Genomic DNA, 22,629 nt, shown 5'->3' with positions numbered 1-22,629 from the left:
GGGTCACCTCAGTCTTTCTGATAAAAGTCGCAGACATAACCGTCTGCCCGGAGCAGCAGTCCCTCCGCCCAGGAGGGGGTCTGGCCCATGATGGCGCAGATGTCATCCAGGGATGTGTCCGCCGGGGCTTCGATGACCGCTTCGTCATGGACGTGCATGACGATTGGGTACCCCGCCGCTTCCAGCCGGCGCATGGCTTCCACCAGGATGTCGCGGGCGGTGGCCTGGACGATGTTCTCCACGAATTTGGGACCGTAACTCTCCAGCCGCAGCCACTTTTTCTGTTCGCCCACACCCTCGTAGGTGACGGACTCGCTGCCATAGCGGTTGACGCCCATCTTGGGCTTCACATACACCAGCTTTCTGCCGGAGGGGAGCACGATGAACATCATGCCGCTTTGGTAGAAGAAGCGGATGCCGTGCGTCTCGGCGGGGACTCTGTCCCGGACGCAGGCGGCGGCGGCACGGTCTACATCCCACCAGAACTTCACGATGCGGGGGTTGGACTGCCGCCATGCGTCCACCAGGGGCTTCAGCTCCTCCTCGGTCAGGCCGTAGTTCAGCGCACCCATGGCTTTCAGCGCCCCCACCGAGCCGCCGTAGCCCAGGGCCAGCTCTGCGATCTTGCCCTTCTGCCGGAGATGGCCGTTGACCCCATGTTTGACCACGGGGACATGGAACATCTGGCTGGCCGAAGCGCAGTAGATGTCACCGCCCTGGGCGAACACCTCCTGCCGCCACTGCTCCCCAGCGATCCAGGCGATGACCCGCGCTTCGATGGCCGAAAAGTCCGCCACGAAGAAGCGGCATCCCGGCTTGGGGATAAAGGCGGTGCGGATTAGTTCGGAAAGCACCAGCGGGACGGAGTCGTAGAGCAGCTCCACGGCGTCAAAGCTCCCATCCCGCACCAGTGTCCTGGCCTGTTTCAGATCAGGCAGATGGTTCTGAGGAAGGTTCTGCACCTGGATGAGCCGCCCGGCAAATCTGCCGGTCCGATTGGCTCCGTAAAACTGGATCAGCCCACGGGCGCGGTCATCCGGACAGACCACTGACTCCATGGCGGTGTATTTCTTGACGCTGCTCTTGGCCAGCTCCTGCCGCAGGGACAGGGCCAGCTCCACCTCGCCCTCCGCATGGGACAGAAGTTCCAGTACGGATGCTTTGGAGAGGGACTCGGCTTCCACGCCCTTTTCCGCCAGCCACGCTTTGAGCTGGGCGGGGCTGTTGGGGTTCTCCAGCCCGGTGACCGAGCGGGCCTGTTCCAGATGGGTGCGCTTGAACCGCTCGTCACAGCGGATGGCCTGGACCACCAGGGTACGGTCCAGCAGAATGCCCCGGTCGTTGATGCGCTGGTCGAGATGGTAGTTCTCCCACTCCTCCTGGGAGACTGGGAAACGGGATAACTTCTGTTGGATGGACATCTCTGTCTCCACATCCCGGAGGTTGTAGGCTTTGAAGGCGGCCCACTTCTCCGGCGCATCTGTAGGAAGGCGGCGGAAGGCGGAGCCATCCCTGGCCTTTGCCGGCGTGCAGAAATAGCGCACCAGGTCTTTGCCCTCCTTGAGCTTCTGCTTCTCCAGACCCAGCACGGCGCCGGCCCCCTCCAGAGAGAGGGGCAGACCCAGGGTCGCAGACCACACCATGGTGCAGTACCAGGAGTCAGGAGCCAGGTATTGTCCGACAGGGTATCCCAGGTACCGGGAGAGACAGACCCGCTCGAACTGGGCATTGAAGGCCCACTTGGACACCGCAGGGTCTGTCAGCGCCGCCAGCACATCGGCGGGGATGCATTCGCCGGCGGTGAGATCCACCACCCGGACAGGGCCGCTGTCCACGGAATAGCCGAACAGCAGCACTTCAAACTCCGGTGCCTGGGAGTAGCGGTACACGCCGCACTTGGCCAGCGGCTCCGGGGAAAAGGTTTCAATGTCGATAGATAAGGTTTTCATAAGGTCTCCTTTCCTGCGGCATAAGGGCGGCAGAGGTTGCCCTCCACCACCCTTGCCGAATTGTTGTTAGGAAAGGAAATCGTCATCGAAATCGGTGGCGAAGTCATCCGCGGCGGAAGAACGACCGCCCAGAGGTTCACCGTCCCGCACCTTCTGGATATTGCCCAGACCGCAGGCGATGCCGCGATTGCCGTTGGAGTTGAAGGCGTAGAAGTTGACGGACACACGGGCGTAGCAGCCGGAGTAGACCTCGGCGCGGTCCAGGATGGGCTGCACGGAGCGGTCCACGATCTGGGGCGCGGTGGTGCTGTTGGCGTTGACGAAGTAGGCGCCTTTATAGGCTTCATCGTCCCGTTCCAGATCACCATCCCGCAGGGGGAGCTTCAACGCAGCCTTGTTGGGGATCTTACCGCCGAACTTGGCGGCTCCGTCCTTGATGGCGGCGTCCACGGCGGCGTTGATGGCATCGATGGTCTTGGTGTCGGTCTTGGGGACGATGAGGGAAACGCTGTACTTGGGGTTGCTTCCGTTGATGGAAGCCGGCTCCCAGACGTTGGCGTAGGACAGGCGGACAACACCGGTGACCACCTTGGTCGGGTTCTTGTGATTGATAGACATATCGTTATACCTCCGTAATTTCAGTAAATTCTTGGGCGGCATCCATCGTGGTGATGGCCGGACGCCGGTCGGATACCGGAACCAGGGTCGGCTTGCCCTTGGGCTTTTCGACCAGGCTGCCGAGGATCTCAGCAAAGGCCTTTTTACCCATGAGCTTCTCCATCTCGGTGATGGGGATGAGGGTCTTCTTGAAGATGTCGTGGTACCCGGCGGCGTTGGCAGCGCGGATCACGGCTTCCTCGTCTGTGTATTTGCGGTTGGTGCGGCTCTCCACCAGTTTGAAGCCTTGCCACACCTTGCCGTGATGAACGGCAGCGTCCTGGGCGTAGGCTTCGATTTCGCCGGCCCACTTGGTCAGGCCGGGCAGACGGGAGAGTATGTCCTCGATCTCCGCATCGGTGAGGAGCGGCGGCATGGCGAACTCGTACTTGGCGAGCTGGAGCTTGGCTTCCGCTCTGGCGCGGCACTTCACCGCCGCTTTGCAGAAGGTACACCAGGGGCCAGGGACATAGTCCCCTTCACCCTTGTAGGCCATTTCCGCCTTGGGCTTGAGGGTTTGTTCCGCCCACTCCATGAGCTGCTCCACGGAGATTGTCCAGGTGGACACATTCTCCCGGCGGGGCTGGTAGATGCTCATGGCGACCTGGGCAATGTCGTAGAGGTGGTCGAACTGCCGGAGGGCGCCCAGGGCGTACAGCATCATCTGGGGATTCTCCTCCGCGTCCACCAGGACGCCCTGCCCATACTTGAAATCAATGATGTGCAGGAGCTTGTCCGCCACGATCAGGCAGTCGCCAGTGCCGAAGCCGTCCGGCACATAGCAGGAGAAGTCCAGCCGCTGCTCGATGAGGACGAGAGGGTCGGCGCAGAGCGCCTTTGTTTCCTCCAGCTGTTCCAGCACAAACTCCACATACCCATCGGTATAGGCGTCCATTTCATCGCAGTCATATGGGCTGACGGGCTTCCGGGAACGCAGCTTCAGCGCCTTTTTGAGCTTGTGCTCAGCCAGAGCGTGAGCAGCGGTGCCTTCGGCTGCGGCTTCCGTCTCCCGGTCGGCGAACTCCAGCTCCAGTCGTGCCGAAGGGTTACAGTGGAGCCATCGATGGGCGCCGCTGGCAGAGAGAACGGCGTGTTTGGAGGGCGGCATCAGAGCACCTCCGCATCCTTCAGCAGCGCCGGGTAGTGCTTGGGGTCTACCGCCGACAGCTTCGGAGCGCCGTACTTCTGCAGCAGCTCCCGAACCGCTTCGGTTTTCCCGTCATGGCTTTTTTCAGCCAGTACTGCCCGAACCTGCTCCAGCGTGACCACCGGCTCCTTTGGATGGGGCGGAGCGGCCTTCTGTACAGGCTCGGCTTCCGGGGCTTCTCCCTGGATCATGGCGTCCGCCAATGACTGGAGACTGTCAGCGAGGGAGCGCATATCCTCCACCACATCCAGGAGGAGCTTGATCTTACTCACAGGCCGCACCTCCCTCCGACAGCTCGGTGATGTCCAGGGATTCCACGGTGTTGCCGGGAATGAGGATCATCACACGCTCTTTGCGGCCCAGGAGCCGGGTGAGCATCTTCTCCCGCAGCGTCACACTGCGGCATCTGACCACCCCGCCGTTCTGCGGCTCCTTGGACACGCTGATCTTCAGCTTGTGCCTCATGGCGTTCATCCTTTCTGGAAGGCTGCTTTTCTTGCTCCTTCCGAAGTACAGCCAGGAGAAGGGCTGAATATGAGGGTCAGCCCAAAAGTTTTTTCAATTTTTTCTTCACAGTCTGCAAACGGTGGGAAATGGCGGACTGCGTCACGCCCATCCGGGCGGCGTAGTCGTTGACGCTTACGTTTTCAAAATAGATAGCCCGTACCATTTCCTGCTGGTCAGGGGAGAGCTGCCGGATGGCGGCATGAAGCCGCTCCTCATCGGTGGGGCCGGCAAAGAGGGCTTCCAGGCCGGAATCCTCTGCGGCGTAGTCCATACCTTCGTAGACCTTGCCCTCCAGCGAATAATGCCGGCGGGTCTCCTTGTGGTCGTTGTTGTACTCCTGGCGATCCAGGTCGACAATCACGGCACCGATTTCCTCAGAAACCTCGACCTCCGCGACTTCCCCAGTGACAAATTTGTAGGTAATCTTCATTTTGTGTCCTTTCCGTCCGGGTCAAAGGACGGTGGGACACAAAAGAGCCTGTGGCTGAAGACACCCACAGACTCTGCCAATCCGAAAATGAACGCCAAAAGTCAACGGTGGGGCATCTTCACTCGGAACGCAGTTTATATCACTGTGTTCCAAGGTCTTATGCATCCCATCGTCCTAATGGCCATCTCGGACTATTGAGATTGATATAGGCAACCGATCATTCAATTGCCTGGCTCTATTATCGCAGTTTTTATTTTTTGAAGAGCAACTCATCGAGTTGGTCATAAAGCTCAGAAACTAAGCCGCTTTCCCATTTCAAGGCATAAAAAAAGGACCCCTTTCGGGGTCCAAAACCAACTCAGTGAGTTATCGGATTTTTAATCGGGATCATCTTTTATTGTGCTGCCCAGTTCTTTGATGCCTGCCTGTTTCAAAACGCCGTTGAAATCCTGCAAGGATAATCCGGGCATATTCTCTAAAATACGGATATATGTCTTGTCGGGGTCCTGATAATAATTCAGTTTGTTATCGGACTTGTCGAATATCTTCTCCACGATGCGGAGGTTCAGCCGCAAGCCGACACAGATGGCCATCAGAACCTCTGTCCCCATATTATTGTACTTGTCGTTCTTTATTTTGCCGTGATAATTCTTATGCAGACCTGTTCTGTCGTTAAATGTTTCCGGGTAGTTCCACTTTCTGTTTTCCATCAGGTACCACAGGCATTGACAGAGCGTAGTGGTCGGATCACCCAGCCGCTTAACCAGTTCGATTTCTTCGTTCTCATCGTAAGTGAGAATATGATCTCGGAATGCTGAATACACATCATCTTCTTCGTACTTGAAATTTGCCTGGTATTTTGGATGGAATGTCAGCATACGCTGATCTATTCCTTCCCCATGATAAAGAACGGCAAATCCTACGAAGTCCTTCTGTATATTTCGGTAGGTCGTATATTTATGCTCACGGATATTGATAACACACTGCGCCAAGTTCTTTTTGGCTTTCGCCGTCAGATGCAGACCGTCTTCTTTTGCGGTTATGTATTTCTTATCCGCCAGCACAAAGTATCCGTCAGCAAAAACAAACTGACCGCCGCTGACCCATTCCCGAAGGGAGGAGTCCAGACTCAATAGCTGATACGCCTCCACAGGAGTCAGCGCGACAAGTTCCTTGCTGTTATTGATCTCTGCAAAAACAGCATCAAAATCCTCGAAGCCGGATATGCGACCAAGCAGCCCGACCTCAATCAAGCGGTATTTGACAGACACGCGAGACACAATGAAGAAGGTGCTCAAATCCTCAATCAATGTGTCGCAGGACGGAATAATGTCGTTCTGCGGATTCTGATAGCTGTCGATCAGTTCAAGCGCTTTATTCTTGAACATCTCAAACGGCATCAGCACTCGCGGAGCCAGTCGGTGCGCCTGCCACTCAAGCCACTTTACTTCGTTTTCTTTGGTCTTTTTCCCTTCCGGCGGCTCGTAGAATGTTTCGGACAGGCGGCACATAATCGGATACAGTTTTTCGGATGCCGCCGCATTCTTCACCGCCAATATTTCAAAATATGTTTTATCCTTTTCCCAATGAAGAGCCTCATGGATGAGCGTGTTTCGTTTTGCGCCTTCCCCGTACATTGCCTCGGAATCCGGATCGATCAGAACTGTTCCCGCCGGAAAAGATACGGTTTTGGATGTGCCTTGCTCGTGATCGTAAATTTCAACTTCACCATCGAGAAGCAGACAGCACCCGAAAATGTCCAGATTGCGGGACAGAGAGACTTCCTTGACCGTGAGATTTGCTTTCTGCAATATTTCATCAACAGGCAACGGCATCGGCGTTTCAAGAGCCTTTTTGCAATGCCTTGTCAGATACTTAGTCGCATAATCATCAAGGCGATTCTTACCAAGAATCAAGGCTCCCGTTTTCTTATTTATATCAAAGATATCGCTCGATGTCGGTTTGTTCGTCATCCGTATCCGACTCTCCTTTTTCCATGTAATCCAGAGGCATGGTGGCAAGCATCTTCTTTGCCTCTCGCCATGTCGGGCAATACTCCTCAACAAGCGCATGGAATCTGTGAGTGTGATTTTTTTCCAGCAGATGCACCAGTTCGTGTATCACCACATATTCGAGGCATTCCATCGGTTTTTTGGCAAGCTGGAGATTGATCCATATCCTGCGTTTTTCAATGTTGCAGGTTCCCCATCTGGTCTTCATGTTCTTTATGCGGAACTCATCCGCATAAACGCCCGTCTTTTTTTCGCATCCGATTATTACGGACTCAAGCACACGCTTTAATTCCTGTCTGTACCATTCGGCGAACAGCCTTTCTCTTGCATCGGCATCCGTTCCCTCCGGCACAGTCATAATGATTTTGGTAGGGGACTTTACGATCTTATGCTGTGTTCCTTCGTAAACGACCTGCAGGCGGTAGGGCTTTCCCCAAAGATAGTGGGATTCGCCGGAAACATATTCCCGCTTGCTCTGTCTCTCCTGCGAGAGCATCCTGTCCCTGACCTTCGTAATTTCCGGGAGCTTCTTAAGGACAAAGAGTTTTATATCCTCGTTTGATAGCTCCATTGGTGTGCTTACAGTTACATTTCCTTCCGGCGGATTGACCCTGACATAGAGGTTTTTCAGGTTCTTCTTCCTGATTACCTCTATCAACAATCCGCCGATAAGCATTTCATCATTACGCATCGTATTCTTCCTGCCTTTGTACAATATCGAAGACATTGTTGGTTTCCTCGGTGGCTCTGTCTTCGGTATACATATGAAGCAATAACTTCCGGTAAATAGCAAGCCTTATTTTCTGCTGTTTCTGGAAATTCCGCTTCCAGTCAGGCTGGATAGAAACACGGATCGCACCGTCCACATCAATCGTCAATTCGACATTTTCTTCAAAATAGTCGTAGAGAGCGCGTCTTGCCGCACTGTCCTTGATTTCATCGGGATAACTGCCGTTCGTTTCGGGATGAAGGATTGCTTCAGCCAGTTCCACAACCTGTCGCAGATATTCCTCGTAGCTCATCGCTTCAACCTTACGCTGCATGATGATCTTCTTGAGCATCTCGGACAGCTTGCCGTAATACACGCTGTTGGAACTCATCTTTTTTACGATCTCATGCTGCAGGTTGTTGTCAATCGTCTCCGCCTTCGCCTCATCGTTACCCGGCAGGTCTTTTACCAGGTCAACAGGCGTGGTAGTCTTGCCTTGGAGGAGCAGTTCAACGATAGACATATTGCCAAGTTCGCTGACAACCCTGGTGTCCTCGGCACGGATGTATGTGTCGAGGATATAGCGCATATCCACTTCATATGGCTTAAGGTCGATATAGTCGCAGCTTGCCAGCTTGATCATTTCCTTGATTTTATTGTACCCGGAAATCTCGCCGCGGAGATGGTTGACATCATCCTCGGTATACCCATAATCCGCTACAAGACGGTCGCAGCAGTTCGCAAAGGAACGAGAAAGAGATGCCGTAAGCGCATAGAGAGTATCTCTCCGTGCAGTCTTTTCATCATCCTCGCTGTCCTCGCCGCAGAAGTATTCGATGAAGTCGGTATCCGCCTGTGGAGCGGGTACATTTTCAATCAACGCCTCAAGAGAGGCAAGTGTACCTTCCAGTTCGGATTTCGCCTCGTCATAGCGGTTTTTGATAAGGCCCTCGACATCTTCTTTGTCGTAGCCGTCAAACGCCTCGGATGTGTAGTCGGCAACGGCAAGCTGAACATTGCGGAACAAGTCCATGTAATCCACAATGTATCCGTAATCCTTATCCTCGCCGTCCGGTCTGTTGACGCGGCAGATAGCTTGGAACAGATCATGGTCGCGCATGGATTTGTCGATATACAGATAGGACGCGCTCGGAGCGTCAAAGCCAGTCAGCAGTTTGTCCACCACAATCAGCAGCTTCATCTGCGCCGGCTCATCCTTGAATTGCTCTTTGACACGCTTTTCAAACTCGGCGAGTTTTTCATCCCCGAGCATCCGCTCGTATATTTTCTTTTTGTATTCTTCTTCGCTTTCCTGCGACAGATCGGAGGTAGCCGTTCTGACGCTCTGCGTAGTCGGCTCGTAGGAAGTCACGATGGCGCATTTGGTGAAGCCCATGCTCATGAATATTTCCCAATACTTGCAGGCTTCATAGATGCTGCCCGCCACAAGCATAGCCGTACCGCGGTCATCCTTAAGCCTCGGTTTCAGGCTCATGTCAAACACGATATCGGATGCGATTTTCTCCAAACGCTGCTTGGAACTGTATAGCTTATTGATGGATGTCCAGCTCTGCTTCAATTGGAGTTTTGCCCGCTCGGTCAAGCCCCGCGTTTTCTGCTCAAACCACAAATCGACTTTATCCTGGCTGGACAAATCCTGGTCAACATCCCTCGCTTCATAGCGCAGGTCGAGAACTACGCCGTCAGCCACACCCTCATCAAATTTATAGGTGTGGATGTATGTGCCGAAGGTTTCAATGCTGGACTTCTTGTCAGTCTTCAGCAGCGGAGTCCCGGTAAAGCCAATCAGGATAGCGTCCGGCATCAGCACCTTTACCGCCTCATGAAGTTTGCCGGAATTGGTACGGTGGCATTCATCAATAAAGGCGATGATGTTGCCTTTCGCCTTGAAGTCCTTCGGCAGGTCTTTCAGCAGTTCTTTTCGGTACTGGTCGATATCAGACTGGCTTCCGGCGTTATGGCCGTACTTGTGAATAAGAGAACAGACGATGGTATCCTCGTTTTTATCCAGGATAGAACGGAGATCGGCACAGCTTTTCGCCCTGCGCACCTTTTCTTCCACATCGATAAAGAGGCTCTCAATCTGATCGTCCAGTTCGTCACGGTCAGTAATGATGACCACGCGGCTGTCGTTAATGTTCTCGATGATCCACTTGGTGAGCCAAACCATTATGAGCGATTTGCCGGAACCTTGCGTGTTCCAGATGATGCCTCCCTCGCCGTCCTGAATACGCTTGCGGGCGGCGATGTTCGCAAAATACTGGTTATGGCGACAGACCTTCTTGATTCCCGCATCATAAATCACAAAGTCGTGTACGAGAGAAAGAAACCTCTCTTTCTGGCAGAGAGACACCACGCCGTCACGCAGACGGTTGACTTCCTTAACTTGCAGCAGCTTGACTTTAGCTGAAAGGTCATCGGTGGCTTTCTTGTCCTCTTTCCATTTCAGATAGTATTTCTCCGGCGTATTGATTGTGCCGTAGAACAGCCCCTCCGCCTCATTGCCTGCGAAGAGGAACTGCGCTGTGCTGAAAAAGTTCAGGATATTTTCACGCTTCTGATTTTGCAAAAGCTGACGGATACCCTTACCTGCGCTGACATAGGAACTCTTCAGTTCAAACACGCCGAGAGCGATTCCGTTGATGTAAAGCACCACATCGGGACGCTTCCTTGTTACCTTGTCGAAGCGCAGGACGGATATCTCCTCCGCTACGAAAAAGTCGTTCTTGCCGATATCATCCCAATCAATGTAATGGACGGTCTGGCGATGTCCGTTCGCGTCCTTCGCTCCCTGTCTGCCGTAACGGAGCAGGGAGTACACGCTGCGGTTAATCTGATAGAGCGTATCGGACTGGTTGTTGACCTTGCCCACAAGCTCGCTGATAGCGGTCTTGATCTGGTCATCGGTGTATCCGCGCTTTTTGAGATTCGCCTTCAACAGTTCTTCTTTGACAGGCGTATTATCGATATCCTCCAGGTTGCCAAGGTAGGTATAGCCCAGATCGTCAACGAGCCAATGCAGGACCCTGTTCTGTAATTTCTTTTCAGCATCTACCGTTGCCATCTTGCGCCTCCTTATATACTCAGGCGGACACGACCTGTTAGCAGATCATCCATTGCGCCTTCTCTGATTTGAATTATCTTATCCCGTTCGATTTCCAATGCTTCAATTTCTTCGTCCATTGCAGTCAGCGTATCTGCGATTGCCTCCTGCTCCTTCTTGTCCACAGGAATTTCAAATTCAAAGTTCTTCAAATCCTTTTGATACAGATGTTTTATCGTCGACCCTGCAGAAAGAGTATCGATAAATTCTCTGAATACAGAAGAGGACAAAACTCTGAATAAAAATGTTGGTAATAATCTATTGTTCGTTCTAAATACGAACACACCGCTGTTCAGCGTTGCCGGCTTTTCAAGTTCTGGAACAAGTGCCACTTTTCCGATAGTGCCGTCTTTCGTCACAAGCACATCATTCTCCGACACCTGGATATTTGCATCCATATCATAGCGATCTTTAGAGACATACCAAATATTATCAAGGATGACGGTTCCATGAGAGAAATCCGTACCGCCAATCAAATAACTGTATCCAGACCTCAAGTATTCGTGCTTTTTCAATCCCTGCCAGCCAATTCGAGCCTTCGGAGTAATAACCTGATTAAATGATACCGTTGTCCACTCGTCATTAAAGCCTTCAATTCGTGTCTGATGACGAATCAAGTCTTCCAAAGCACCATCGCGGATGCCGCGCTTCTTCTCAATCAACTCGGCAAGGTCATCGATGTAGGTGTCGAACTGCGAAAGAGTCCTGGCGATTTCTTCTTGTTCAGGCAAAGAAGGAAGATGTACCGTCACTTTCTTTACCACTTCTTTGTTCAGATTCTGAACTCCGCTTCCAGCTGCAAAAGCCTCGTACTGTTTTTTCACATATGATGAAGACAGCAGATAATATAGGAACTCGTCATTTGCCTCTGCTTGAAAATCATATAAGCGAAGCCATCCGTCATGAATGCATCCGCCAATATTCAAAATATACGGTCTTCCAAAACTCATCGAGTTGGAAAGGATAAAATCTCCTGGATATACACTCACGGACTGCACAGCACCATGTGGCGTGATCTTTTCTGCCGTGGATGTGATATTTTTCCCAAAACGCGGAGCATCGCCGATTTTTATCCAGTTCACACCATCTGTACTTTTTGTAAGATACCGTTCAATCGGACGTGGGGAAGCGCCACGCTTTATTTTCATAAAGTCATTAAACGGCTTCTCCGTCCATTCCAGCGGATAAGTTACCATTTGTATCCCATCCTTTCCAGAGCCTCCACTACCGCCGCTCTTGATTTTGCGGTTCTATCCTCGATTTCACCAAGCGTATGCTCATATCGCTTGGCAATCAGAAGGACCTTGGAGGACAGACTGTTCAACACCTGTTCGATTTCGTCTCGGATATCTGCTTCCAGCTTTGCCATCCACTTCATGTCAAAGAGGAGATGTTTAATCTCATCTACAGTCAGTTCACCGTATTTTGATTCGACCTTATCATCCAGGGCTTTGCGGGCCTCTTTCCACGCCTTGTCCGCTTCATCTTTTTCGGCAGATTTGGCAGCATAAGCAGTAAGTGCATCGTACTCGTCTTTGTAAATCTCCGGCACAACTGCGGAATCAGCTGTCGCCTTTAGCGCCGCCTTCAGCTTTGCTTTTCCGAATGTGCCGTTCTTGTTGCGGATATCAAACTCGGCCAGTTCCGGCATCTCGCGGATGAGCGTCTCCATCTCATCGGTCTTGCCCTCGTCAAAGAGCGTGACAAGGCGCGTCATGGCGTCCATGACAGCGGACGTCTTTTTAGCGTCCAGTTCTTTGAGCCGCTTATTGAGATTTGCCTTCGGAATGCTGTCACCCTTATCGTTCAGCACATCCTTCAGCAAGCCCTCATCGCCGGATTCCTCTTCGCGCATCTCGTCAAGTTCCGCCTCAAGAGCCGCAGACTGTTCCATCAGTTCATTGATAGCGGCAAGCTCGTCAGCAAAATAGACCGCCTCGATAATCTCTCTCGGAATGAGTGCGCCCTCGAAGGACTTTACCTTTGAAGTATCGTCCACGGAGATCGTCTCGCCGTTTTCATCCTTCGCTTTCTTCTGCGCGTACTCGTATTCGATTTCCCGACCAACTTCATAACCGCTGGCTTTGATGGCGTAAACATCATCCTGCAGCTTTGCGTTCCAGTAATTCAGCAGGCAGTCGTAAACATCATAGTTGTCGAGAAGCCGTGCGGATCCATAAGCATTGAGGAGCATGACCGCAATCATGCGGATCAGTTCCTTCGGATTGGTCTCGGACTCGATACCGAGCAGGATGTCTTTTACTGAATCACGCCACTGCGCGAATATCGCATCGGTTTCTTTCTGCTTCTCGGCAAGGATGCTGGCGTCCTGACCGATCACACCCTCGATCTCGCCTGACGGGAGAGCAAGGTTATATACATCGTGTGCCTCATCCACGCAGGTAAAGATTTCCTGCTTTAGAGCCGGGGAGATATCCCACAGCCTCTTCAGCGACTCAATGTCCGTTCCCGGAATGCCGCCCTTCAGATGCGCCGCGATATTCTGCGGCAACGTATCATCAATTTTTTGTATGTAGCGGGGGACATTCAGATTGCCTGCGTTCTGCTCCAGGATATCTGTATATTTTACAAAGCGGGAATAGCCTGGTATTTCCAGGTGGCTAGTAAATGTCTGGACGATTTTCTCAATATCCTGCTCGCGGAGTCTGTTCTTGTTGCCGTCCTTCTTGAATCCGCGACTTGCATCAATCAGGAAGATGCCCTCCCTGGTTTCGGAATCCTCTTTGTCTATGATAATGATGCAGGCGGGAATACCCGTTCCGTAAAACAGGTTTGCGGGGAGGCTCACAATGCCTTTAATGTATCTCTTCTTCAGCACTTCGATACGGATGGCTTCTTCTGCATTGCCTCTGAACAGAATGCCATGCGGCATAATGATGCCCGCCTTGCCGTTACTATCCAGGGATTTCAGGACATGGAGGAACCAGGCATAGTCTCCGTTCTTTTCGGGAGGAATGCCATAGCCGTCAAAACGCTTATACTTGTCTTCAGATGTCTTGATGCCATCGCTCCAGGATTTATCGGAGAAAGGCGGATTCATGACGATGAAATCAAATTTCTTCAATTCGCCGAAATCGTCCGTAAAGGCGGGATCTACCAGTGTGTTTCCGCGCTTGATTTCGCCTGTACCTTTCTGGTGGAGGATAAGGTTCATCTTTGCCAAGCCTGCCGTGGCATGGTCTTTTTCCTGACCGAAGATGGTCACGATAGAATCGCCGTTCTCATCCACTGGAGCCTCGTCCGCTGCCCTGATGAGAAGGCTTCCGCTGCCTGCGGCCGGATCGTACAGAGTCCACTTCTTGGTCGGCATCTGACGGATGTTGCCAATGCCGATAAGCCGTGCGATAATACGGGACACCTCACTCGGCGTATAGAATTGCCCTTTGCTCTTGCCGGACTCCTGCGCAAACTTCATCATGAAATACTCGTAAGCATCGCCGATGATGTCATCGCCGCTGGCACGGTTGTTTTTGAAGTCAATCGCCGGATTCTGAAATACGGCGATTAAGCCGGACACTTTATCGACCAGTTCTTTGCCGGAGCCAAGTTCGTCTGGATTGTTGAAACTGACATCGGGAAGGGAGCCTTGGAGTCTGTTGTCCTCAAGGAACTTCTGGATAATCTTATCCACGCGCTCCCCGACATCTGGCTTTCCTTTCGCGAGAATCAAGTCATCAAAGGACGCCCCCTTGCTGACGGTAAATTCGGCAAAAGGCTGACCCTTGTATCTGTCCGATACATATTTGAAGAACAGCAGGACAAGCACATAATCCTTGTACCTTGCCGGTTCCACGCCGCCTCTCAGCTTATTGCAAGCCTCCCATAAGAGAGAATATAATTCTGTTTTTTTCACTGCCATAGCCCTCTTTGATCTCCATTCTTTTTAGTCATTATTATCGAAACAAGTTTCATTGCATTGCGCTTTTTCCGCTTGCTACCCACTCGTCTAATTCAGAGCATTTGAATTTCCATTGCTTTCCTATCTTGTGGGCAGGAATGCCTTTGTCTTTTCTTATCCAATCACGAATGGTTCCGGGCTTGACTCCCAGATATTCCGCAGCTTCGTCAATGTTTATCCATTTATCGTTAGCGATATCCGCCATCTCTACACCTCCGGATACTACAAAGTATAAAAAACCATTTTAATTATAGCGGATTTGGATGCGGTTTTCAATATGTTTCCTGTTATTTTAATGTGTTTCATGCTATTTAAATCATTGGCATTCGGCAAACAAACGATAGCCCACAAATTAAACGGTAGCCCTAAAAACAAACGATAGCCCGCTGTCATCCGATACCTTCGAGGAGCGGATTACCAGTGGGCTATCAATCTACTGGGCATCAGCAGAATCCTCAAAAGCCCAAAAGCACTTGCAATCAGGGCTTTTGGGCAAAAAGAAAGCACCGCAATCCTGATACGCTTTGTATCAAAATTGCGGTGCTTCTTTGGTGGAGGCGGGGGGAGTTGAACCCCCGTCCGAAAACGCATCCATGGGAACTTCTCCGGGCGCAGACGGTTATTGCGGGAGTCTTGCTCTCCCTGTTCCCCGCGCCCCAGGCAAGCCGTCACGCCCAGGGGTTGGGTAAGCTTCATGGTTCATGGTACGCGCAAAGCTTAGCGTACGCACGTGCACCACTAATCGACGCCCGATCCCGGCTCGTGGTCCTTCCGGGTCGGACGGCCGCCTTTAATTAGGCAGCGTAAGCGTATTCGTTGTTGTTCTTTAATTTATAAAGAATGCCCGTTTTAAGGTGGCCAGGCGCCACCGCCCGCTATTCCCACTTCAACGTCCCCGTCGAAACCGGTACGCCCCCTCGTCGAGGCAAAGTCCGCTCCATTCGGAACATCCGCCAAAGGCGGCTATTCCTCACGCCGCTCCCTTGCCTCTCCTCTCCAAATCGAACCCGCTTTCAGCTGGGCTTCGATTTGGTTTGGTACGGGGACAAGCGGCCGGCGGTTTCCGGCGGGCTTCGATTTGGTTGGCGGCTGCGCCGCCGTTACGGGAGAATAAGGTGGGAACTTCTCCTCCCCGCGCGGGGAGGAGAAGATTCCATTTGAAACGTTAGACCTTCTCAGGCTCGGGATAGTCCACGCCGAAGGTATCCACAGTGACCTTCTTCATGCGCTGATCTTGGCGGGGCCGGTCGTTCCAGTCGGTCTTGGTGGACACGATGGCGTCGGCCACCTCCATGCCCTCGATGACCTTGCCGAAAGCAGCGTACTGGCCGTCCAGGTGGGGAGCCTTCTCCACCATGATGAAGAACTGGCTGCCCGCGGAGTTGGGGTTCATGGCCCGGGCCATGGACAGCACGCCCCGGTCGTGGGCCAGGTTGTTGGCAAAGCCGTTCTGGGTGAACTCGCCCTTGATGGAGTATCCGGGGCCGCCCATGCCGGTGCCGTCGGGGCAGCCGCCCTGAATCATGAAGCCGGGAATGACCCGGTGGAAGATGAGGCCGTCATAGAAGCCCTTCTGGATGAGGCTGATGAAGTTGTTCACGCTGTTGGGAGCCACATCGGGGTAGAGCTCGGCCTTGATGATGCCGCCGTCCTCCATCTCGATGGTGACAATGGGGTTCTGAGCCATGTCAATCGTCCTTTCTGATGTGAGATTTTATCGGTTCCGGGTTTTCATCGTCCGGTCAATTTCGCGCTTGGCGTCCCGCCGGGCGGCGGATTCCCGCTTGTCGTAGAGCTTTTTGCCCCGGGCCAACCCCAGCTCCAGCTTGACCCGCGGCCCCTTGAAGTAGATGGACAGGGGGATGAGAGCCAGACCGTCCTGCTTCAGGCGCCCGAACAGGCGCATGATCTCCCGCTTGTGCATCAGCAGCCGGCGGGGACGGCGGGGGTCCTTGTTGAAGATGTTGCCCTTCTCGTAGGGGCTGATGTGCATGCCGTGAACGGCAAGCTGTCCGTCCTTGATGATGCAGAAGGAATCCTTCAGATTCACATTGCCCATCCGGATGGACTTGACCTCGGTGCCCGCAAGCTCAATGCCGGCCTCGTATTTTTCTTCGATAAAGTAGTCGTGATAGGCCTTGCTGTTTTTGGCCACCACCTTGACCGATTCTGCCATAGGGCACCTCCCTTCTTCCGAGCAGGTCGGATGAATGGTAAATAAATATACCATGTTTCAGGGGAAAAAGCAAGGGGGAATTGCGCAGATTGCTGAGGACTTGACAAAGGTCCGAAACCGGACTATACTATTGGAGCGGCATAAAGTCCGAAATCGGACTATTTGGAGGCGATACCATGGCGGATATGAGCTTCGAGGAATTTATCCGGATTTATAACGGTCAGTACAAGGCGAGCAATGAAGTTTATCACCGGTTGGCCCGGCACTGCGGCCTGTCGGACAGCGCCTTTTGGATTTTATATACCCTGCGGGAGGCGGAAGGGCCGGTGAGCCAGAAGCAGCTGTGCGACGAGCTGTATCTCAGCAAGCAGACGGTGAATTCCGCCCTGAAGAACCTGGAGGGGGCGGGCTATCTCCGGCTGGAGAGCCCTCCGGACAACCGGAAGAGCAAGGAAATTTGTCTGACGCCTTCGGGCGAGGAGCTGATGCGGCGGACGGTTGACCCGGTGTTTGCCATGGAGGAGCGGGCTTTTCAGCGTCTGACCGTGGAAGAGCGGGAGGCCATTCTGCGCCTGGGGCGGCGGAATCTGGACCTGCTGCGGGAGGAGGCGGAGCGCCTCCTCAGGGATGAGAAACTAAGTATGTGATGTTCTGAGAGGTTTTTATGCGAATCAAGTTATCGGACCACTTCACCTGGAGACGGCTGCTGCGGTTTACCCTGCCGTCCATTGTCATGATGGTGGTGGCCTCTATTTACAGTGTGGTGGACGGCCTGTTTGTCTCCAACCTGGTGGGAGACATGGCCCTGTCTGCCGTGAACATTATGTTCCCGGTGACCATGATCATCGGTGCCTTCGGGTTTATGCTGGGCACCGGAGGCAGCGCCATTGTGGCCCGGACCATGGGGGAGGGGGACCGGGAGCTGGCACAGCGGTACTTCTCCCTGATTGTGTATAGCGTCATCGCCCTGGGCGGTGTGATGTCCGTAGCTTGTGCCCTGCTGGCGGGTCCCATTGCCCGGCTGGCGGGAGCCAGCGACCTGTTAATGGCGGACTGCGTGGCCTACGGGCGGGTGATGCTGGCGGGCAGCGTCATTTTTATGCTCCAGACCACCTTCCAGAGCTTTTTTGTGGTGGCGGAGCGGCCGGGAATGGGCCTGGGCTTTTCGGTGGCCGCGGGGCTGACCAACATGGGACTGGACTATGTGTTCATTGCGGTGCTGGACATGGGCATCGCCGGGGCGGCCTGGGCCACGGTGGCGGGCTACTGCGTGGGCGGGCTTATTCCCCTTTTGTACTTTGCCACCGGAGAGCGGGCGGGGCTGCGGCTCACCGCCACCCGGTTTTACGGGCGGCAGCTGCTTCAGGCCTGCGGAAACGGCTCCTCGGAGCTCATGAGCAATATCTCGGCCTCGGTGGTGGGCATTCTCTATAACATTCAGCTCATGCGCCTCATCGGGGAGACCGGTGTGGCCGCCTACTCCGTGATGATGTACGTAGACTTTGTCTTTGTGGCGGCATTTTTGGGCTTCTCCATCGGCAGTGCCCCCATTGTCAGCTACCACTACGGAGCGGACAACCGACCGGAGCTGCGGAATGTGTTCCGCACCAGCGTACGGGTGATTGCCGTCACCTCGGTCATTATGGTGCTGGCCTCGGAGACCCTGAGCTACCCCCTGGCCTCCGCCTTTGTGGGCTACAACCCGGAGCTTCTGGAGATGACGGTCCACGGTTTCCGCCTGTTTGCGCTGAGCTATCTCTTCTGCGGGATTAACATCTACGCCTCCGCCTTCTTTACCGCCCTCTGCAACGGCGTGGTGTCCGCCCTCATCTCCTTTGCCCGTTCCCTGGTGTTCCGGGGCGGCATGGTGCTGCTGCTGCCCCTTATCTGGGACCTGGACGGCATCTGGTGGGCGGTGGTCTTCGCCGAAGGGCTGGGGGTCCTGGTATCCCTGGGCTTTTTGGTCACCCGCCGGAAGCAGTACCACTACTGGTAAGAAAAAGACCGGCGGCCTCCGCAACGGGAGGTCGCCGGTGTTCGGTTATTTGTCCTCGGGGCAGGTGTCCCGGACGTAAAATTCGATGTTTTCATCCCCAAGGGGAACCAGCTCAAAGCGGTCCAGGGCCCGGATGAGCTTGGACAGCTTGGAGAAGCCGTAGTTCCGGGGGTCGAAGTCGGGCTGCTTTTTCAGCAGCAGGTTGCCCAGCTTGCCCATGTGGGCCAGGCCGTCCTCCTCGCACAGGTCCTCCACCGATTCCGCAATGAGCTCCACAATTTCCGCCGGAGCGGGAGCATTGTTCTGGGCCTTCCGGTTTTCCTTCCGGGCGGGCCGGACGGCGGGAGCCTCCTGCTTTTTGGCTGCCTCGGCGGCCTGCTTGGCGGCGGCCCGGATGACCTCGATATACACGAATTTGTCGCAGGCCACAATGAAGGGCTTGGGGGTCTTTTTCTCCCCCATGCCGTACACCTTCATCCCCGCCTCCCGCAGGCGAACCGCCAGGCGGGTGAAGTCGGAGTCGCTGCTCACCAGCACAAAGCCATCGCAGTTGCCCGAGTAGAGGATGTCCATGGCATCGATGATCATGGCCGAGTCGGTGGAATTTTTTCCGGTGGTGTAGCCGTACTGCTGGATGGGGGTGATGGCGCACTCCAGCAGGATGGACTTCCAGGAGGCCATGTTGGGGGAGGTCCAGTCCCCGTAGATCCGCTTGATGGTGGGGGTGCCGTAGACAGCCACCTCCGCCATCACGTCCTTCATGGCGGTGCGGGAGGCGTTGTCCGCGTCAATGAGTACGGCCAGGCGGAGGTCCTTGTCGTTGACCGCCTCAGCCATGGCTGGCCTCCCGGCGCAGCAGGTCCTCTACCTGCTGCAGCTGCTCCACGGTGTTGACGCCCAGCATCTCGTCGGGGGAGCAGGTGTCGCACAGGCCTACCCGCAGGCCCCGAGCCTTCAGCAGGGCAGGCACGTCGGTGAGGTACAGCTCGCCCTGGGCGTTGTCCTGGTTGAGCTCATTGAGCACGGACAGCAGGGCGGGGACGCGGAAGACATAGGTGCCGGTGTTGACCTCGGTGACTGCGGCCTGTTCGGGGGTACAGTCCCGGGCCTCCACAATGCGCTGGAAGGAGCCGTCGGCCTCCCGCAGCACCCGGCCGTAGCTCCCGCCCTCGGGGAGGCGGGCGGAGAGCATGGTGCAGGAATTGCCCTCCTCCAGGTGGGTCTTGGCCAGGGCCTGGAAGGTGGCCCGGCTCATGAGGGGGGTGTCCCCGCAGCAGACGATGAGGTGGCCCTCATAGCCCTCCAGCAGGGGGGCGGCATACTGCACGGCACCGCCGGTGCCGTTTAATTGCTCCTGAACGGCGTGGGGATACTGGGGGAAGGCGGCCAGCACCGCCTCTTTCTTCCAGCCCACCACCAGGATGATGTCCTCGGGGGGCAGGAAGGACAGACTCTCCACTACATAGTGCAGCAGGGGCTTGCCGTCGGCCAGGCGCATCACCTTGGGCAGGTCGATGCCCTCCGTCTGCAGGCGGGTGCCCTTGCCCGCGGCCAGCACCAGAGCTTTCATGTTGGTCATATCAAAACGCTCCTTTGTAACACAGTGAAATTACACCCACAGACGGGGCAGCAGGGAGTAGAAGTCGCCCTTCTCCTCCCACAGCAGCAGCAGGGAACCGTCCTCCACGGACACCGTGGCCTCCTGACCCTGGAATTGATTGCTCACTCCGATGGGGAAGCTGCCCAGCAGGGTGTAGTCCTCCAGGGGGAACTTCAGCCCCTTGAGGGTGACCCCCTTGGCAGTGCCGCTGTTGCAGAAAATGGACAGGTAGCCGCTCATGGAGGCGGGGAAGGTGAGGGTGCCGTTTCGCAGGGCGGTGGCCACCGTCTTTTCTCCCGCCAGGAAGCCCTGGGCGCCCTGAGTGGTCAGCCAGTCCAGAATCTGGAGGTTGCCCAGAGTGTGCTCCAGCCGTCCGCCCACGCCGCCCAGCAGAATGAAGCGGCGGTAGCCCAGATCCAGCCCCTTGCGCAGGGCAAAGGCCACGTCGGTGTCGTCCTTCTCCACCGGCAGCTGGATGAGGTTGGGGTGGGAGGGGGTGTAGCCCAGGGAGTCAAAGTCCCCCACCACCAGGTCGGGGGTGACGCCGTAGGCCATGAGGGAGTCGTAGCCCCGGTCGGCGGCGATCACATAGTCGCCGGGGGCGGGGTAAGGACGCAGAGCGGGGGTCAGGGACATGGCCCCCACCACATAACAGATGCCGGACGAATTTGCCACAGCGCATACTTCCTTTCCAAATTTAAAAGCGAGAAGCTTGCTCCCACATGTCTTCCGGAATGTCCGGCCAATACCGGGCGGAGCCATAGGGGAGAAATACCAGTTCAACATGCTCCGGCAGGCCATAAAAACGCCGGAAACTTTGGACCCGATCCGGGTTGCCGGGGTTGCGGCCCCAGAAGTAGAAGAGGGATTCGGATTCCGTGGGGAATACCGCGGAGGAGCGTTCGCCCCGGACAGCCAGGTCAATCTGCTCCATCCGCACCGCCTCATTTTCTCCGATGAGGGCATAGACCCACACATGAAAGCCCACCGCGGCAGCCAGAGCCAGCCCGGCCAGCAGGCGGCACGGGCGGGGCCAGGGGAAGTCGGAGAGTAGGGACAGCCCGCACAGCAGCAGACACAAAGCGGAGGGGAACAGGCACCTGGGACCGCCCTCCTGAATGAGGGCAAAGGGAACCACCATGCCCGCCGCCGCGGCCAGCAGCAGAAGCCGGGGAGCTCGGGTTCCCGGACGGTCCCGCACCACGATCACAGCAGTCAGGCCGAGCTGAAGAAGGGGAGCGGCGGCCCGCAGAAGGGGCCAGGGGTGGACCCACTGGGAATTCAGAATCAGGTGGTGCATCATCCAGGCGCAGAAGAGGCTGTATCCGCCCATCCAGACGCCCGTTGCCGCCACCGCCCATTTGGGCGCACCCTGCCGGGACAGCCGCCATACACAGCCCGCTGCCAGCAGACCAGAGACGGCAGGGAAGTTTTCAAACAACCCCGGAAGGGCTTCGTATGTGGTAAAGTAGCGTGTCGTAACCGTGGAAACAATTTCCGGGAGGGGGGCGTCCGGGGAAAAGGCCAGCCTGCGGATGCCGTCCAGAGCCTGGCCGTTGGACATCAGGTCGGAGTACAGGGCGTTGTGAAACATCAGCCAGGTGCCCAGAGCGCAGGCGGCCAGAGAGGCCAGGGCGGGCAGCCGGGCGCGGCGGGTAACCAGAGCGTAGCCTGCCACCACCAGAGAGGCCACCAGCAGCATCACGGAGATGTTTTCCGCAAAAAGCTGTGTGACCAGACAGCAGAAAAACAGGGCCAGGGACAGCAGTGCAACGCTGCCCTTCCGGGAGGAAAAGGCCCGCTGCCACAGCAGCAGGACCAGCAGCAGGAACAAACCGCCCAGTACAAAATTGGCAAATGCGGACACCCAGCCAAAGACCTGCCGCCAGCAGAAGAGGGGCATGGCGAACAGAACTCCGCCGGCCAGCCCGACCAGGGGAAGCCGATCCCTGCCTGTCTCAGGAGCGGTCAGCCGGACGGACAGCAGAGGCAGGAGAAACATGACCGAGCCCATCACCAGGGTTTTGACCAGGGGAGAGCGGGTCATAATCAGGACAAAAAATGTACCGGCATAGCGGCTGTTCATGGCGCCGGAGCGCCAGAGAGCCCAGCTTTCTTCCAGTCCCCAGTCCCAGTCATCGTGGGTATAGGGCACATTCCAGGCGATAAAGAGACAGCAGAGGAAAAAAATCAGAAGAGCGGCCTGGCGGGACCAGCACTTCGGAGAGGACATGATCCTCGCTCCTTCCACATAATCGCGCAAAGTAACACGGTTTCATTATATACACCCGCGCTTTTTTTGGCAAGGCCCGCGGCAGAAAGTTGAGGTGGGAAACCGTCCTTGACTTTCCATTTGCCAGAGAATAGAATATCGATGGTATGAGTACAAAAGACCCCCAATTT

Annotated in this window: 20 protein-coding genes and 1 other RNA gene; 2 read left to right on the top strand and 19 right to left on the bottom strand. The window is 55.2% G+C overall.

Features of this window, described 5'->3' with window-relative positions:
- Positions 1-8 precede the first annotated feature (8 nt).
- The 15 genes from AC3YUO_RS02800 to smpB all read right to left on the bottom strand — a co-directional run bounded on the left by AC3YUO_RS02800 (position 9) and on the right by smpB (position 16,630).
- The gene (locus AC3YUO_RS02800) at positions 9-1,949 is read right to left on the bottom strand and encodes a DNA polymerase (protein WP_489961537.1); all 1,941 of its coding nucleotides are present in this window, start codon (positions 1,947-1,949) and stop codon (positions 9-11) included.
- A gap of 66 nt (positions 1,950-2,015) precedes the next feature.
- Positions 2,016-2,567 (bottom strand): DUF2815 family protein, encoded by a 552-nt coding sequence (locus AC3YUO_RS02795; RefSeq protein WP_489961536.1) that lies wholly within the window; start codon positions 2,565-2,567, stop codon positions 2,016-2,018.
- A 4-nt stretch (positions 2,568-2,571) separates the two neighbouring features.
- Complete coding sequence (locus AC3YUO_RS02790; RefSeq protein ID WP_489961535.1) at positions 2,572-3,714, bottom strand: DUF2800 domain-containing protein; 1,143 nt, start codon at positions 3,712-3,714, stop codon at positions 2,572-2,574.
- Positions 3,714-4,025 carry an rRNA biogenesis protein rrp5 gene (locus AC3YUO_RS02785; protein ID WP_489961534.1) on the bottom strand — a complete coding sequence of 104 codons (312 nt, stop codon included), beginning with the start codon at positions 4,023-4,025 and terminating at the stop codon, positions 3,714-3,716. The genes AC3YUO_RS02790 and AC3YUO_RS02785 overlap by 1 nt, the downstream gene beginning before the upstream one ends.
- Positions 4,018-4,218, bottom strand: coding sequence for a hypothetical protein (locus AC3YUO_RS02780; RefSeq protein ID WP_117142106.1), 201 nt, complete (start codon positions 4,216-4,218; stop codon positions 4,018-4,020). Before AC3YUO_RS02780 ends, AC3YUO_RS02785 begins: the two co-directional genes overlap by 8 nt.
- Before the next feature lie 76 nt (positions 4,219-4,294).
- Positions 4,295-4,690, bottom strand: coding sequence for a sigma factor-like helix-turn-helix DNA-binding protein (locus tag AC3YUO_RS02775; RefSeq protein WP_489961533.1), 396 nt, complete (start codon positions 4,688-4,690; stop codon positions 4,295-4,297).
- 377 nt (positions 4,691-5,067) lie between these two features.
- Positions 5,068-6,663 carry a hypothetical protein gene (locus AC3YUO_RS02770; protein WP_489961532.1) on the bottom strand — a complete coding sequence of 532 codons (1,596 nt, stop codon included), beginning with the start codon at positions 6,661-6,663 and terminating at the stop codon, positions 5,068-5,070.
- Positions 6,629-7,393, bottom strand: coding sequence for a M48 family metallopeptidase (locus AC3YUO_RS02765; protein ID WP_489961531.1), 765 nt, complete (start codon positions 7,391-7,393; stop codon positions 6,629-6,631). Before AC3YUO_RS02765 ends, AC3YUO_RS02770 begins: the two co-directional genes overlap by 35 nt.
- On the bottom strand, positions 7,386-10,496 hold the full coding sequence (locus tag AC3YUO_RS02760) for a type I restriction endonuclease subunit R (RefSeq protein ID WP_489961530.1): 3,111 nt from the start codon (positions 10,494-10,496) through the stop codon (positions 7,386-7,388). Before AC3YUO_RS02760 ends, AC3YUO_RS02765 begins: the two co-directional genes overlap by 8 nt.
- Positions 10,497-10,507: 11 nt before the next feature.
- Positions 10,508-11,731, bottom strand: a complete 1,224-nt coding sequence (locus AC3YUO_RS02755; protein WP_489961529.1) for a restriction endonuclease subunit S — start codon at positions 11,729-11,731, stop codon at positions 10,508-10,510.
- Positions 11,725-14,415 (bottom strand): N-6 DNA methylase, encoded by a 2,691-nt coding sequence (locus tag AC3YUO_RS02750; protein ID WP_489961528.1) that lies wholly within the window; start codon positions 14,413-14,415, stop codon positions 11,725-11,727. The genes AC3YUO_RS02755 and AC3YUO_RS02750 overlap by 7 nt, the downstream gene beginning before the upstream one ends.
- A gap of 49 nt (positions 14,416-14,464) precedes the next feature.
- Positions 14,465-14,659 (bottom strand): helix-turn-helix domain-containing protein, encoded by a 195-nt coding sequence (locus AC3YUO_RS02745; RefSeq protein WP_419511484.1) that lies wholly within the window; start codon positions 14,657-14,659, stop codon positions 14,465-14,467.
- A gap of 344 nt (positions 14,660-15,003) precedes the next feature.
- Positions 15,004-15,371, bottom strand: a transfer-messenger RNA (tmRNA) gene (gene ssrA / locus AC3YUO_RS02740).
- A 248-nt stretch (positions 15,372-15,619) separates the two neighbouring features.
- Entirely contained in the window at positions 15,620-16,141 is a 522-nt protein-coding gene (locus AC3YUO_RS02735) for a peptidylprolyl isomerase (RefSeq protein WP_489961527.1), read from the bottom strand.
- 27 nt (positions 16,142-16,168) lie between these two features.
- Entirely contained in the window at positions 16,169-16,630 is a 462-nt protein-coding gene (gene smpB / locus AC3YUO_RS02730) for an SsrA-binding protein SmpB (RefSeq protein WP_118643744.1), read from the bottom strand.
- A gap of 176 nt (positions 16,631-16,806) precedes the next feature.
- Here smpB and AC3YUO_RS02725 point away from each other — a divergent pair, with 176 nt between their 5' ends.
- Both AC3YUO_RS02725 and AC3YUO_RS02720 read left to right on the top strand, forming a co-directional pair.
- Positions 16,807-17,277 (top strand): MarR family winged helix-turn-helix transcriptional regulator, encoded by a 471-nt coding sequence (locus AC3YUO_RS02725; protein ID WP_489961526.1) that lies wholly within the window; start codon positions 16,807-16,809, stop codon positions 17,275-17,277.
- Positions 17,278-17,294: 17 nt separating this feature from the next.
- The gene (locus AC3YUO_RS02720) at positions 17,295-18,626 is read left to right on the top strand and encodes an MATE family efflux transporter (protein WP_489961525.1); all 1,332 of its coding nucleotides are present in this window, start codon (positions 17,295-17,297) and stop codon (positions 18,624-18,626) included.
- A gap of 45 nt (positions 18,627-18,671) precedes the next feature.
- Here the strand turns inward: AC3YUO_RS02720 and AC3YUO_RS02715 are convergent, their stop codons facing one another.
- The 4 genes from AC3YUO_RS02715 to AC3YUO_RS02700 are packed head-to-tail and all read right to left on the bottom strand — an operon-like array spanning position 18,672 to position 22,459.
- Positions 18,672-19,463, bottom strand: coding sequence for an NYN domain-containing protein (locus tag AC3YUO_RS02715; protein ID WP_489961524.1), 792 nt, complete (start codon positions 19,461-19,463; stop codon positions 18,672-18,674).
- On the bottom strand, positions 19,456-20,205 hold the full coding sequence (locus tag AC3YUO_RS02710; protein ID WP_489961523.1) for an NTP transferase domain-containing protein: 750 nt from the start codon (positions 20,203-20,205) through the stop codon (positions 19,456-19,458). The genes AC3YUO_RS02715 and AC3YUO_RS02710 overlap by 8 nt, the downstream gene beginning before the upstream one ends.
- A 30-nt stretch (positions 20,206-20,235) precedes the next feature.
- Positions 20,236-20,901, bottom strand: a complete 666-nt coding sequence (locus tag AC3YUO_RS02705) for a thiamine diphosphokinase (protein WP_489961522.1) — start codon at positions 20,899-20,901, stop codon at positions 20,236-20,238.
- 22 nt (positions 20,902-20,923) lie between these two features.
- Complete coding sequence (locus AC3YUO_RS02700; protein ID WP_489961521.1) at positions 20,924-22,459, bottom strand: hypothetical protein; 1,536 nt, start codon at positions 22,457-22,459, stop codon at positions 20,924-20,926.
- Positions 22,460-22,629 lie beyond the last annotated feature (170 nt).

This window comes from Pseudoflavonifractor sp. HNCC25GI2, assembly GCF_058136395.1.
Note: the sequence above shows the minus strand (reverse complement) of the source record. Positions and strands in the feature narration are given on the sequence as shown.

What these genes read in the sequence shown, in the direction of transcription:
- AC3YUO_RS02745 (WP_419511484.1), bottom strand. Translation starts at nt 14,659, where the DNA reads ATGGCGGATATCGCTAACGATAAATGGATAAACATTGACGAAGCTGCG.
- AC3YUO_RS02715 (WP_489961524.1), bottom strand. Translation starts at nt 19,463, where the DNA reads ATGGCTGAGGCGGTCAACGACAAGGACCTCCGCCTGGCCGTACTCATT.
- AC3YUO_RS02720 (WP_489961525.1), top strand. Translation starts at nt 17,295, where the DNA reads ATGCGAATCAAGTTATCGGACCACTTCACCTGGAGACGGCTGCTGCGG.
- AC3YUO_RS02795 (WP_489961536.1), bottom strand. Translation starts at nt 2,567, where the DNA reads ATGTCTATCAATCACAAGAACCCGACCAAGGTGGTCACCGGTGTTGTC.
- AC3YUO_RS02775 (WP_489961533.1), bottom strand. Translation starts at nt 4,690, where the DNA reads ATGAAGATTACCTACAAATTTGTCACTGGGGAAGTCGCGGAGGTCGAG.
- AC3YUO_RS02770 (WP_489961532.1), bottom strand. Translation starts at nt 6,663, where the DNA reads ATGACGAACAAACCGACATCGAGCGATATCTTTGATATAAATAAGAAA.
- smpB (WP_118643744.1), bottom strand. Translation starts at nt 16,630, where the DNA reads ATGGCAGAATCGGTCAAGGTGGTGGCCAAAAACAGCAAGGCCTATCAC.
- AC3YUO_RS02790 (WP_489961535.1), bottom strand. Translation starts at nt 3,714, where the DNA reads ATGCCGCCCTCCAAACACGCCGTTCTCTCTGCCAGCGGCGCCCATCGA.
- AC3YUO_RS02755 (WP_489961529.1), bottom strand. Translation starts at nt 11,731, where the DNA reads ATGGTAACTTATCCGCTGGAATGGACGGAGAAGCCGTTTAATGACTTT.
- AC3YUO_RS02750 (WP_489961528.1), bottom strand. Translation starts at nt 14,415, where the DNA reads ATGGCAGTGAAAAAAACAGAATTATATTCTCTCTTATGGGAGGCTTGC.
- AC3YUO_RS02780 (WP_117142106.1), bottom strand. Translation starts at nt 4,218, where the DNA reads ATGAGGCACAAGCTGAAGATCAGCGTGTCCAAGGAGCCGCAGAACGGC.
- AC3YUO_RS02735 (WP_489961527.1), bottom strand. Translation starts at nt 16,141, where the DNA reads ATGGCTCAGAACCCCATTGTCACCATCGAGATGGAGGACGGCGGCATC.
- AC3YUO_RS02800 (WP_489961537.1), bottom strand. Translation starts at nt 1,949, where the DNA reads ATGAAAACCTTATCTATCGACATTGAAACCTTTTCCCCGGAGCCGCTG.
- AC3YUO_RS02725 (WP_489961526.1), top strand. Translation starts at nt 16,807, where the DNA reads ATGGCGGATATGAGCTTCGAGGAATTTATCCGGATTTATAACGGTCAG.
- AC3YUO_RS02700 (WP_489961521.1), bottom strand. Translation starts at nt 22,459, where the DNA reads ATGTCCTCTCCGAAGTGCTGGTCCCGCCAGGCCGCTCTTCTGATTTTT.
- AC3YUO_RS02710 (WP_489961523.1), bottom strand. Translation starts at nt 20,205, where the DNA reads ATGACCAACATGAAAGCTCTGGTGCTGGCCGCGGGCAAGGGCACCCGC.
- AC3YUO_RS02760 (WP_489961530.1), bottom strand. Translation starts at nt 10,496, where the DNA reads ATGGCAACGGTAGATGCTGAAAAGAAATTACAGAACAGGGTCCTGCAT.
- AC3YUO_RS02765 (WP_489961531.1), bottom strand. Translation starts at nt 7,393, where the DNA reads ATGCGTAATGATGAAATGCTTATCGGCGGATTGTTGATAGAGGTAATC.